This window comes from Ensifer sp. ENS07 (genome assembly GCF_014852185.1).
Lineage (GTDB): Bacteria > Pseudomonadota > Alphaproteobacteria > Rhizobiales > Rhizobiaceae > Ensifer > Ensifer adhaerens.
Genome location: NZ_JACVBE010000007.1, coordinates 328,047 through 340,772, shown reverse-complemented (window position 1 = coordinate 340,772; position 12,726 = coordinate 328,047). Strand labels below are relative to the sequence as shown.

Sequence of the window (12,726 nt, the reverse complement as noted above, 5' to 3'; positions counted from 1 at the left end):
CCCTCAATCAGCACCAAGCCAACCAGGAAACTCTAGAGCGAAGGTCGTCGTCGCCAGCAGCGCCGCCGCCCTCGTCAGTGATCGGGCTTATAGACCCCCATCCTCACAGACGTCAACAGGGATTTTCATGGGCCCGACATAAATCTCACAACCAATTGAAATTAAACGGTATTTCTATCCACAGGCAGCAGCAGCCACTTTCCACCCGCTGAAACGGGCGGAAATCGATCGTCCCAAGAGGTTCGGCAAGCGCCGGCGATTATTCAGCAACCGGGCCCACGCCCCCGGCAAGCAGCTCCGCTCAAATACGGGGTACTGATCCTGGTGGTGAGCCGCCTCCCATTTGCCTGCCTCTCCAGCAGGCGGCCGATGTGAATGTTGCCGATATGCCAGAACCTCGGCCTGTAGCCAGCCCATTTCTCAGAGATGTTCGAGACCCATGCTAGGAGAAGGTGATCATGTTCTGCGAGCGAAGTTGCTCGATCTCGCCTCGAAGGGCTGATGGCACGGCGACCGACGTTCCGAAGAAGGTCGATTTCGCTAAGGAGTCGCGCAAAAGAAGCGGTCACCGCGTCAGAGACGATAAACTGCATCAAACGATGCGAGCATCCCAACCGCAAGCCGCCCGCTTCACCATGACGTTATACACGCGGGCGAAAGTGTGGGCGGCGCTGATGATGTGGGAGCCGTGCTCCCCCACCCAATGGTGGCTCCCGAAAAGAGCCCCTTCCCTTTCTAAACGCGCCCTCTCGTCAGCGTCGATTGCTCGCCTGATCTGATCGAGAACATGCGACTAGTCGATGCCTGGGTATGTGGCGGCGTCAGCGAGACGCCTAGGCCCCGCTCGGTGCGCGACGCAACTGAGGTCGCGGCCGCAGAGGGCGGGGCCGCCTTCAAGCTCGGGGATCGCATGATCATCGAACGGCCGCGAAAGATCCTTCAAAAGGTCTACGAGCCAGCGGTCGACGTCAGCCGAGCATGGCCATCTTCAACTCCGCCTCGCGACCGAGGGAGGTCATCCATTCGGTGAACTCGGGGCGGCTTTTGATCTGTCGTCCGTAATGGCGGCGCAGCGCCGTGGTGAGGTCGCTTCCGCGGCCGAGCTGTTCATCGGCAAAGCCGATCATCTGCGAGTTCGGCCAGGCCTGCGGACGGATGGCGACAAGACGGGCAAACAGGCTCTCGCCCGGCTCGTCCGGGTTTGCCTGCGCCATCAGGGTCAGCATCGCGGCGGTCGATCGCGACACGCCCATATGGCAATGCACCAGAACGTGGCTCGACGCCTGCTTATCTGCGCGCTCCAGGAAGTCGTTGCCGAAGCGAAGGATCGCCTCGACATGGTCGGGGCGCGGCATCACCCGGTTAGGTACGGCTGCAATGATGTCGTGGAAGCGCAAGGTCGTGCGGTGATGGGCGCCGTAACCTCCAAACGCCTCAAGTTCCGGCAGCTCCGGATCGACGATCGACAGGACGTGGGTCACCTTCCTGTCGCTCTGGCCCGGTAGTTCGTCGATCCCGCAAACGGTCAGCACTGGCGAAAAGGTCGTTTCCATGTCGATTGTCCTTGCATCCGGTTCATAGCGTGTCTGCCTCGCACTTGCGCGCGAGCAGGGCAAAAAGCACGTCGAGCATCACATACATCGGGGCGCGGCCGGTCGGCACGATGAGGGGATGGGTCGAGGCGCGGTAGGCGTTGAGATTGATGTTTTCATCGGCGAGGGAGGCGACGACGGAGCCGCCGGGAGAGATGGAAATTATACGTGCGCCGGCCTTCTTGGCAATCTCGATGTTCGAAATAAGATAGCTCGTGCGGCCCGAGAAGGAGAGCACGAAGAGCACGTCTTCTCCCGTCAGGCGTGGTGCCGAAACCATCTGCAAGGTTGGATCGGAATAGGCAACGCTTGCGATACCGAGCGAGGCGAGGCGGTGCTGCGTTTCGCCGGCGAGGAAGCCGGAACCGCCATAACCGTAGACGTCGATGCGGCGGGCCCCGGCAAGCAGATCGACGACGCGGCGCAGCGTCTCGAGGTCGAGGTCGTGCCGGGCTTCGCGCAAGGATTCTGCGGCCCGGTTGAAAACATCGTCGACGAGGCCTGTAAGTGGGTCGCCGTCGCCCTCCACCGGACTTGGCGGCGCCTGGCGCACGGCGAGCTGCTGGGCAAGCTTCAGACGGAAATCGGGAAAGCCGTCGCAATCGAGTCGCCGGCAGAATCGGATGATCGAGGGCTCGCTGACACTGGCGATGCGCGCCGCGTCGGTGATCGACCAGGTGATCGCCGTGCTCGGAGTGTCGAGGATCGCCTCGGCGATCCTGCGCTCGGCGGGGGTGAACTGGGAGAGAGACTGCCTGATCAGATCGAGCATGGAACCCTTCGTTCCGGCGTGGAGGGATTGTTGAACATGAGGATCACAATGTCCCATCAGCCATGAGCTTCGACAGGCAGGACGATTGATAGTCAAAACCGGCCTGCGCCACAACGAGCCTCTTCACCGATCCGAGCGCCTCTTCGTGCGCAGTAAGCGACCGGCCTTCGTCGTCCTGAGCTATGACGAGGCCTCCGGCCGCCGCGACGAGCTGGATGCCGGCTGCAATGTCCCAGGCGCTGAACTTCGATTCGTAGGCGACCGCCACCCGGCCGCAAGCGACATAGGCGAGGTGCAGCGCGCAGGAGCCGAGACGGCGCACGGCACGGAAGGAATTGACAAGATCGGCATGAGCCTCCTGTGCTGCACGCGACGGGCGCTCACCCTCATAGGGAGCGTTGCTCAAAAGCTCGACTTCACGGTCGGTGCACCCACGCAGGAAAGGCTTTACCTCAGTCCCGTTCAATGACAGCTGCCCGCCGGTGGCCAGGAAGAGCTCCTCGCGGATCGGATCATAGACGATGCCGCAGATCGGCTCGCCGAAATGGTAGGCCGCGATCGAGACGCAGAAGAAGGGCAGGCCGGAGGCGAAATTGCTGGTGCCGTCGATCGGGTCGATGATCCAGGTCGTATCGCCTTCGCCTTGCAGGCCACCTTCTTCGCCGAGGATCCGTGATGCCGGTAGCCGCGACCGGATGATCTCGCAGGCCGCAGCTTCCGCCGCCTTGTCTGAGGCAGTAACGATGTCGAAAAACCCGGCCTTCTGCTGGGTTTGCAGCGTCTCCGGACTAGCCTCGAGGAAGCCCTTGCGGGCAACGGCGCCGGCAGCAAGCGCGGCTTCGTGAGCGACGTCCACGATTACCCGGTGCAGATCATGGCGGATGGCTTGGTTAAGGGTCATGCGGCTTTTCCCATGGCGTCGGCTTCATTTTCCGGCAGGATCCAGACAGGCCTGCTATCGACGGAAAGGCGCAGCGTCTGGCCGACTTCGGCAACGCCCGTCCGGTAGTATTCGGTATCGAGGAAGACGCATTCCTGGCCTTCGAGGTCGGTCAGATATTCGACATAGGCGCCCTGGAAGACGACGCGGCGCACCTTTGCCGCCATTATGCCCTCGGGTTCGACCCGGATGTGCTCCGGCCGCACCACGCAGCGCACCTCCTGGCCGGGTCTGAAGACGCGACCATCGCTCGACAGATCAAAGGTCATTGTGGATGTGATCTGCACGCGAACGACCGCAGCGTCTGCGGTCTCGACCTTGCCGCGCAGAATATTTGCCTTGCCCATGAACTCGGCGACAAAGCCGGTTCCGGGGCGGGAGTAGACGTTGAGCGGCGTGTCGCCCTGCTCGATGACGCCGTTGCGCATCACCACCACGCGGTCGGAGATCGCCATGGCCTCGCTCTGGTCATGGGTGACATAAAGGCTCGTAATGCCGAGACGCAACTGAATGGCGCGCAGCTCGTCGCGCATGCGCTCGCGCAACTGTGCGTCGAGGTTGGAGAGCGGTTCGTCGAACAGCAGCACCTTCGGCTGCGTGACGACGGCGCGGGCAAGCGCCACACGCTGCTGCTGGCCGCCGGAAAGCCGCGAAGGCGAGCGATCGGCATATTGCGCCAGCGCCATGGTATCCAGAATGGACGCGACACGGTCCTTCATTTCGGCGCGCTGCAGGTTGAGCAGGCGCACCCCGTACTCGACGTTTTCGCGCACGCTCATGTGCGGGAAGAGTGCATAGCTCTGGAACACCATGCCGACATTGCGCGCATTGACGGGAACGTTGGTGACGTCACGCCCGCCGACCGTGATTGTCCCGTCGCTCGGCGTCTCGAAGCCGGCAAGCATTCTGAGCGTCGTGGTCTTACCGCAGCCGGAGGGGCCGAGCAGCGTGACGAGCGTGCCTTCCTCGATCGTGAGGTTCAGCCGGTCGACGGCCGTCGCACCGGTGATACCCGGGAAGCGCTTGGTGATGTTGGAGAAGATGACTTTCGACATGGGCTTACCTCTTCGAGGTCGAAGTGAGAAGGAACTGCATGACCGCAAGAATGGCGAGCACGACGAAGACAAGGATGCTGCAATAGGCGGCGGCGACACCGAGCTTCAGCGTCTCAACCTGCGACAGAATGGTGACGGTGATCAGCGTCCAGTTGGCCGAGACGAGGAAGATCACCGCCGACAGCGTCGTCAACGAGCGGGTGAAGGCGTAGGACAGAGACGTGAAAAGCGCCGGTTTCAGAAGCGGAAGCGTGATCTCGAAGAAGGTCCGTGTGTTGGACGCCCCGAGGACGGTGGACGCCTCCTCGATCGACTTGTCGATCTGGCGAAGCTGGTTAGAGCCGGCCTCGATCCCGACCTGCAGGTTCTTCACCACCATCGCCGCAACGACGATGAAGGCGGTTCCGGTCAGAAGCATGGGCGGCGCGTTGAAGGTGCTGACATAGCCGATGCCGAGAATGGTCCCCGGTGCTGCGAACGACAACAGCGTCCCCCAACGCAGCAGGAAGCTGCCCGGGAAAGCCTTGCGGACGAGCAGATAGGCGATCAGCATGCCGGCAATCGCGGTCACCGGCGTCGCAACACCCGCAAGCAGCAGCGAGTTGCTGAGCGTCTCGAAGCCCGCCGTGAAGACGGTCTTGTAGTGGGCGAGCGTCAGCGTGTTGTCGACGCCGGGCAGTTTCGTGAACGAGACGTAGATCACCGTCAGATAGAAGGTGAGAATGGTGAAAGCGACCGCGTAACACAGGATCGTCAGCGGGATCACAACGGCGCCGGAGATACGGATCGTCTGGGCTGTCGGCTTGCCGGTGACGGTCACATAGCTGCGCTTGCTCACCCAGTAACGATGGATGAGGAAGGCCGTCATGGACGGGACCAGCATGAGGCTCGCAAGCAGCGCACCCGCCTGCAGATTGAAGTAGCCCACCATCTGCGAATAGGCCTCGACGGCAAGCGTGTTGAAGTTGCCGCCGATCAGCATCGGATTGCCGAAGTCTTCAACCGACTTGACGAAGACGAGCAGGGTTGAACTGAGAATCGCCGGCGTGACGAGCGGAAGCGTCACCCGCGAAAAGGTCGTCCAGCGTGAAGCCCCCAGAGATGCGGAGGCGTCCTCCAATGCGCTGTCGATCGACTGCAGCATGCCGCGAATGTTGAGATAGGCGATCGGTGTGAAGGCGAGCGACTGGATCAGTACCAGGCTATGGAAGCCATAGACATTGGCATTGCGGATGCCGAGCAGTTCGCGGGTGACGAGGCCCGAGCGACCGAAAAGAATAACGACCGCCAGTGCCATCACGAACGGCGGCGAGATAATCGGAAGCAGCGCCACGCCATGAATGAAGGTCTTGCCGGGCATGGTCGTTCGCGTCGCCGAAAAGGCGAGAAGGAAGCCGGCAGCGGTGGCGATGACCGCCGAGGTGGCGCCGAGCAGCAGCGTGTTGACCAGTGCCTCCCAGACGAACGACTGGGAAAGCGTATCGGCGAGCGCCGCGAAATCGAAGCCATGGTCGGTGACGACCGCCTGCTTCATGACGGTAAAGATGGGCAGGACGGCGAAGACCAGCACCGAAAGCGTGACGAGGGCGAAGAGGCCGAACAGCCACGGGTCGACGGTGATCTTGCGCAGGAAGGCCGGCGATGCCCCCGTCCGGCCGGACGGGGTCGCTTGCGAGACGAGGGTCATGTCGGGGCTCCTTGCCGGCTTTACTTGGCGTCGGCCTTGTGGCGCACGTCGCTTTCGTAGCGCTGCAGGAGCCGCGCGCGGTTCTCACCGGCCCAGGTAAAGTCGTAGTCGATCATCTTCACGTTGGAGAGGTCGATCTTCGCTTCCGGGTTCTTGTAGCCGGGCACGATCGGGCCGCGGAACGTTGCACCGATGGCCGCCTGACCCTTGTCCGTCAGAACCCAGTCCAGAAACGCCGCGGCACTCTTTGCCTGTTCTTCCGGCGCGTTGGCGATCGCGGCTGCAGCATTCACCTCGAAGCCCGTACCCTCTTCAGGAAATGAATAGCCGACCGGATAGCCCTGGGCGAGTGCTGCCTCGATGTCCTGGGTGTAGGCCATGGCCAGCGCAATCTCGTTGTTGGCGACCATGCGTGATGGCGCCACGCCCGAGCGGGTGTATTGCACGACGTTCTTGTCGATGTCCTTCATCAACGAGAAGGCCGGCTCCTCGCCGAGAAGCTGGACCATCGAAGCAAGAGCGACATAGGCCGTTCCCGACGATGCCGGGTGGGCAAGCGCTACACTTTGCTGGAAGGCTGCGTCCGCGAACGACTTCCAGCTGGTCGGCGGCTTGGCCCCGATTTCATCGAGAACCGGTTGGCTGTAGGCAAAAACGATCGGTGACAGCGAGATCGGCGTCCAGCGGCCTTCCTTGTCGGTGAAGCGCTGGTCGACTTTTTCGACCCCCGCCGCCTTATGCGCAGCGAGCAAGCCTTCGCTGGCCGCCTGGATGAAATTGTCGGCTGCTCCTGCAAGCCAGAGACCCGCCTGCGGATTGTTCTTTTCCGCCCTGATGCGGGCGAGGATCTCGCCGGCGCCGATGCGCACGAACTGCGCTTCGATCCCGGTGTCGTCCTTGAAGGCTTTCAGCACCGCACCGCAGTCGTCTTCCGACATCGGGCAGTAGACGGTCATGGCCGCAGCACTGGCGCTGCCGGCGGAAAAGATGTGCGAGCACAGGACTGCGAGCGCTGAAGCCAGCGCGAAACGGCGTGACATTTTGATTTCCTCCAAATGAACGCTCGGCCTCCCGTGAAAGCCTTTCCGGGCTCTCAGATCTCACTCGCCGCGCGTGATTGTTGGTATAGTGAGGAAATCTACATCTGTCAAAGAGAATGTAAGAAAGCTACATTTTATCTTGTGCCATGTAGCCCACCAACCTTGGCGGACGCAGTAGGCGACATCGTCCCGGCGACGCGCGATAGCTGTGACAGCATTGCCAACGAGCTGGGGATGAAGCGCATCAGAGCGTTCAGCATAGCGCAGCGCCTGTGGGGGAAAGTGGGAATTCGCGTCACGCGAAGCGCAACGATCTGCCGTGGCAAACTCCTGCGAGTTGAGACCTACACCTCTGCGGAGGTCTCGCACTGCGTCCGGGAAATGCAAGCCGCCGCACCGCAATCCTGCAGAGTTCGACACCGTCTGCGGTGAGATGCTGGGAGCGCTGTGCTTCCCGTCGCCTAGCGCCGCTTCGCAATCAAGGACCGCGACACAACCACAACGAGCCCGATCAAAACCGTCCCCGCTATGAAGAGAAAGGCCGCTGCAGCAATCGCAGGGCTGATGTTTTCACGGATGCTGGAAAACATCTGCCGCGCCAACGTCCGCTGGTTCGGGCCTGCGACGAAGAGCGTGAGGACGACTTCGTCCAACGACGTTGCAAAGGCGAGCACCGCGCCAGAGAGTACGCCCGGCATGGCGAGCGGCAGGGTGACCCGGCGGAACACCGTCGTTGGCGAAGCACCGAGGCTCTGGGCCGCAAGCTCGACGCGCTGGTCGATGCCGGCAAGCGCGCCGGTGACGCTCACGACCACAAAGGGCACCGCAACGACCGTGTGGGCGATGATCACGCCCATGTAACTGTTGGTAAGGCCAAAACCCGCCAGCAGCACTTGCATGCCGACCCCCAGCACGACGGCCGGCACCACCATGGGCAGCAGGAAAAGTGTGCGCATCGAACCGCGAAAGAGAAGAAGGCGGTTGCGCAGGCCGAGCGACGCGGCCGTACCAAGCGCGGTTGCGAGCAAGGTCGTGCCCGTGCCGATGATCAGGCTGTTGACGATTGCCCGCCGCCAGGCGTCCGCGAAGAAGAGTTCCTCAAACCAGCGTAGAGACCACGACGGGATCGGATAGGTGAGGATCACGCTCGAGGTGAAGGCGAGCGGCAGGATGGCAATGAGTGGCGCGACGAGGAAGAGGATCGTCAGCGTGGCGAAGGTGGCCTTGGCGATTTTCATCGGCATGGTCACCGCCCCCCAACTTCGTCGCTGGAGAGCCGTGAGTAGACGCTGTAGAGCAGCAGAGTTGCGACCAGGAGTACGACCCCGAGCGCACCGGCCATGCCCCAATTCGCCGATCCCGTAGCGTAAAAGGCGATGATCGAGGAGATCATCTGGTCGCCCGGTCCGCCAATCAGCGCCGGCGTTATGTAATAGCCAATCGCAGAGATGAAAACTAGCAGAGCGCCGGACGCCACACCCCTGAGGCTTAGCGGCAGCAGCACTCGCAGGAAAGCGCGCAGCGGGCGCGCGCCGAGCGAGGCGGCGGCCGGCATCAAGTTCTTCGGGATGGTGATGAGCACGGAATAGATCGGCAGCACCATGAAGGGCAACAACACATGGGTCATGGCGATGATGACGCCGGTGCGGTTGAAGATCAGCGTCAGCGGCGCATCTATGAGGCCGATGGCGCGCAGGAGATCATTGATGAGACCCTGCTCCTGCAACAGGATGAACCAGGCCGCGGTGCGCACCAGAAGCGACGTCCACAGCGGCAACAACACGGCGCCAAGCATCAGATCACGCTTCCAACCGTCGAGCGAAGCGGCGATGATTGCGTACGGAAAGCCGATACAGGCGCATGCGAAGGTGACGAGCGCGGCTATCCAGAAGGTGCGCATGAGGATCACGGCGTTGACGGACTGGTCTGGCGGCAGATGCTCGATATCACCAGCCGCATTGCGACCAAGATCGACGGCGGCAAGCAGGTTGCGGTCGGTATAGGGCGAGAGCGCATCTGCGATCGCCAGCCAGAACTCCGGCTTCTCCCAGCGTTTGTCGATGGAAACGAGGTCGGCGGGTGGGTTCGCCGTATCTTTCAATGCACTCGTCGTCTTGCCCATCAGCGTGCGAAAACCGGAGCGGGCGCTGTTGAGACGCCGCACCATGTCACCAAGCGCCTGATCGTCGTCGACGGACTTCAGGTCCTCCATCAGCGCCATCTGCATGGGTGTGGTGGGTGGAGACTTACGGTCCCAATCGGCCAGAACTTCCGCGCTGCGTGGCAGCAGGCGCAACACGGCCGGATCCGACACGGACTGCGCCATCATGCTGAAGAGCGGCCAAACGAAGAAGCCTATGAGGAAAAAGAGCAGCGGCGCCAGAAGAAGCAGCGATCGTCCTGTGCGGGAGGAGACTCCACTCATGGCGCAATGACCCGACAATCGCCGGCCGAAAACGCCGCAAAGACTTTGGTGCCTGGCGGAAACTCGCGCGACCTTCTGCCGAGTTTGGCGATCAGCGGGTGAGTGGCGTTCTGCAACTGCACGCGCAAATGATCGCCCTGATAAACGGAATCCGTAACTTCCGTTTCCAAGACGTTTCGACCCTCACTGCGCGTCTCGCTGAGATCTACCCGTTCCGGACGGATGGAGAGAAAGACGGATTGGCCGGAAGCGACGCTGCCGGAAACCGCCGACACAATTTGTGCCCCCGAACGAGTACGCACAGTCGCTTCCGCGCCTTGCACGGTTTCCACGACACCTTCGACGAGATTGGTCTCGCCGATGAATTCGGCGACGAAGCGCGTCGCCGGCTCGTCGTAGACCTGGCGGGGTGTCCCGATCTGCTCGATCTTGCCCTTGTTGAAGACGGCGACGCGATCCGACATCGTAAGCGCTTCGGACTGGTCATGCGTAACGAAAACGATTGTTAGGCCGAGGCGGCGGTGCAGATCGCGGATGTCGAGTTGCATCTGCTCGCGCAACTGCTTGTCAAGCGCGCCGAGTGGCTCGTCCATCAGCACGACACGCGGTTCGAAGACAAGCGCCCGGGCAAGCGCCACGCGCTGCTGCTGGCCACCCGAGAGCTGCGAGGGCCGTCGGTCGGAAAGGGTTGAAAGCTGCACCATGTCGAGTGCACGTTTGACGCGCTCATCGATCCCCGCCTTGCCAATGCCCCGCATCTGGAGCGGAAAAGCGATGTTTTCGCCGACTGACATGTGCGGGAAGAGCGCGTAGCTCTGGAAGACAACACCCATGTCCCGCTTGTAGGTGGGCACCTTATTGATGGCAGTTCCGTCGAGAAGGATCTCGCCCGCGGTCGGCTGCTCGAAGCCAGCGAGCATCATAAGAAGCGTCGTTTTGCCCGAGCCGGACGGGCCGAGCAGGCTGACGAACTCCCCCTTCCCGATGCCGAGATCGAGATGTTCAACCACGCAAAGCGGGCCGTAGAATTTCGTAATGCGGTCAAATCGAATGTATTCGGCCACGGAAGACTCCATCGCTAAAGGCGAAGGATGCGTCCTCAAGAAACGCACCCAGCCATCCAGGAACGGGCGCTCCCGGTGGAGCGCCCTTCACCACGGATGTTCTTACTGGGCGAGCCAGGCGTTGAAGCGCTGCGTCAGCGTCTCGGCATTGTCGATCCAGAAATCGACATTGAGCGAGATGGCATCTGTCATGTTGGCAGGATCGGTTGGCAGGTCCTTGGAGAATTCCGCCGGTACTTTGGACGCAGCCTCCTTGTTCGGCAGACCGTATGCCACGAATTCCGGCAGTTTCGCCTGGTTTTCCGGCAGGCTCGCAAAAGCGATGAAGTCCTGCGCAGCCTCCTTGTTCTCAGCATCCTTCAACACGACCCAGCTATCCACGGCATAAATGCTGCCGGGAAAGACGACCTTGAAGTTCTTGCCTTCCGACCGATTGATGCCGGTGATGCGGCCGTTGTATGCCGAAGTCATGGCGACTTCGCCCGATGCGAGAAACTGCAACGGCTGTGCGCCCGATTCCCACCAGACGATGTTAGGCTTCAATTCGTCGAGTTTCTTGAAGGCGCGGGCGACCCCCTCCTCTGTACCGAGAACGTCATAGATCTCATCCTTGGAGACACCATCGGCGAGCAGCGCGAATTCCAGCGTGTATTTTGGGCCCTTGCGCAGCGAGCGCTTGCCGGGGAACTTTTCGACGTTCCAGAAGTCCGCCCAGGAAGTCGGGCCTTCCTTCAGCTTGTCGCCGTCATAGGCGATGGCCGTCGACCAGACGATGGCGCCGACACCACAGTCATTGACCGCAGATTCGAGGAATTTGTCCTTACCGCCCATCTTGTCCCAGTCGATCTTTTCATAAAGACCGTCGGCACAACCGAGCGCCAGTTCTTCGGCTTCCACCTGCACCGCATCCCAGTTCGGTGCGCCGGCCTTGACCTTCGACTGGATGACGCCGATCCCGCCGTCCCAGGCTTCGTCGAGCACTGGCTTGCCGGACTTTTCGGAGAACGGTTTGAAGTAGATGTTGCGCTGGGCATCCTGATAGTTTCCACCCCATGAAACGACTGTTAGATCTCGCGCGAAAACCGGCACAGCAAGGCCCGCCGACAGAACGACGGCAGCCGCCGCCAGGACACCCGATTGAAAGATTGTCTTCATGGCATTCCCCTTTTCTTCGTTGGTGAAAGAGCCGCTGCGGCTCCGATGACGATCCCATGCAGACCGTTGTCCCCGTCCTGTTTGCGGCGGTGGCTGCGGCCTCACCGGTCTTTGCGCCCATTCTCCCTTGGACGTTTCAACCGATGGATGCATTCTAGTCATTGCAGGCCAACGGGTTTTTCCCGATTTGACCGTTGTCAGACGTGCTGCCCTCCGTTGATGTGGATTTCCGCGCCGTTGATGTAGGACGATGGCTCGGTGCAAAGGAAGTAGATGGTCTCCGCGACTTCGCGCGGTTCGCCCAGTCTTCGCATCGGCACTTCCGCCGCCACCAGTTCATCGGTTCCGGGCGACAGGATAGACGTTTCGATCTCGCCCGGCGCGATGGCGTTCGCCCTGACGCCGCGTTGGCCGAATTCGTGCGCCATTTCGCGGGTCAGTGAGGCCAGCGCCGCTTTGGACGCCGCATAGGCAACGCCTGCAAAAGGGTGGACGCGAGAGCCTGCGATGGACGTAACATTGACGATCGAGCCCTTCGCCGCTTCCAGTTCCGGCATGAGCGCGCGGGCGATCAAAGCGGTCGACACAAGATTTACGTTGAGCACCTGCGTCCAGACATCGGCATCGGTATCCAGCACACCGAGGCGACTCTTGCCCGGTCCCTTCGGCGAAATGCCCGCATTGTTCACGAGTGCATGCAGTCGGCCGTTCGGTAGGCGCTCGCGCACGGTCGCAGCCAGGCGGTCAATCTGCGTGAGGTCGGCAAGGTCGGCCTGGATATGGCTCTCGCGTGCGGACGGCCAGGCACATTCCTCGGAAAAGGACTGCCGAGAAACGGTGAGAATGCGCCAGCCCTTCGACTGAAAGAGCTTGACCGTTGCGTGCCCGATCCCGCGGCTCGCCCCCGTCAGCAACATGTACCGGCAATCATCGGTCATCGGAGCGCTTCCTTTTGATGTTTGATGCATCGTAATAGGCTGCCCATGAATTGCAAGT

Annotated in this window: 11 protein-coding genes; all 11 read right to left on the bottom strand. The window is 61.5% G+C overall.

Annotated elements, in window-relative coordinates; translation table 11 throughout:
• Window positions 1–968: 968 nt before the first annotated feature.
• The 11 genes from IB277_RS22535 to IB277_RS22485 all read right to left on the bottom strand — a co-directional run bounded on the left by IB277_RS22535 (window position 969) and on the right by IB277_RS22485 (window position 12,668).
• The gene (locus tag IB277_RS22535; protein WP_060606803.1) at window positions 969–1,553 is read right to left on the bottom strand and encodes a tyrosine phosphatase family protein; all 585 of its coding nucleotides are present in this window, start codon (window positions 1,551–1,553) and stop codon (window positions 969–971) included.
• A 22-nt stretch (window positions 1,554–1,575) separates the two neighbouring features.
• Window positions 1,576–2,364: a MurR/RpiR family transcriptional regulator gene (locus IB277_RS22530; protein ID WP_210339648.1), complete on the bottom strand. Its 789-nt coding sequence runs from the start codon at window positions 2,362–2,364 to the stop codon at window positions 1,576–1,578.
• A gap of 43 nt (window positions 2,365–2,407) precedes the next feature.
• Window positions 2,408–3,265, bottom strand: a complete 858-nt coding sequence (locus IB277_RS22525; protein WP_192371806.1) for an inositol monophosphatase family protein — start codon at window positions 3,263–3,265, stop codon at window positions 2,408–2,410.
• The gene (locus IB277_RS22520) at window positions 3,262–4,359 is read right to left on the bottom strand and encodes an ABC transporter ATP-binding protein (RefSeq protein ID WP_192371804.1); all 1,098 of its coding nucleotides are present in this window, start codon (window positions 4,357–4,359) and stop codon (window positions 3,262–3,264) included. The genes IB277_RS22525 and IB277_RS22520 overlap by 4 nt, the downstream gene beginning before the upstream one ends.
• Before the next feature lie 4 nt (window positions 4,360–4,363).
• Complete coding sequence (locus IB277_RS22515) at window positions 4,364–6,046, bottom strand: iron ABC transporter permease (RefSeq protein ID WP_192371803.1); 1,683 nt, start codon at window positions 6,044–6,046, stop codon at window positions 4,364–4,366.
• A 20-nt stretch (window positions 6,047–6,066) separates the two neighbouring features.
• On the bottom strand, window positions 6,067–7,086 hold the full coding sequence (locus IB277_RS22510) for an ABC transporter substrate-binding protein (RefSeq protein ID WP_192371801.1): 1,020 nt from the start codon (window positions 7,084–7,086) through the stop codon (window positions 6,067–6,069).
• Window positions 7,087–7,547: 461 nt separating this feature from the next.
• Window positions 7,548–8,330, bottom strand: coding sequence for an ABC transporter permease (locus IB277_RS22505; protein WP_060520183.1), 783 nt, complete (start codon window positions 8,328–8,330; stop codon window positions 7,548–7,550).
• Between the two features lie 2 nt (window positions 8,331–8,332).
• Window positions 8,333–9,511: an ABC transporter permease gene (locus tag IB277_RS22500; protein WP_060585502.1), complete on the bottom strand. Its 1,179-nt coding sequence runs from the start codon at window positions 9,509–9,511 to the stop codon at window positions 8,333–8,335.
• The gene (locus tag IB277_RS22495) at window positions 9,508–10,587 is read right to left on the bottom strand and encodes an ABC transporter ATP-binding protein (RefSeq protein ID WP_210339647.1); all 1,080 of its coding nucleotides are present in this window, start codon (window positions 10,585–10,587) and stop codon (window positions 9,508–9,510) included. The genes IB277_RS22500 and IB277_RS22495 overlap by 4 nt, the downstream gene beginning before the upstream one ends.
• A gap of 90 nt (window positions 10,588–10,677) precedes the next feature.
• Complete coding sequence (locus IB277_RS22490; RefSeq protein ID WP_192371799.1) at window positions 10,678–11,730, bottom strand: ABC transporter substrate-binding protein; 1,053 nt, start codon at window positions 11,728–11,730, stop codon at window positions 10,678–10,680.
• 197 nt (window positions 11,731–11,927) lie between these two features.
• On the bottom strand, window positions 11,928–12,668 hold the full coding sequence (locus tag IB277_RS22485) for an SDR family NAD(P)-dependent oxidoreductase (protein WP_034800406.1): 741 nt from the start codon (window positions 12,666–12,668) through the stop codon (window positions 11,928–11,930).
• Window positions 12,669–12,726: the final 58 nt, after the last annotated feature.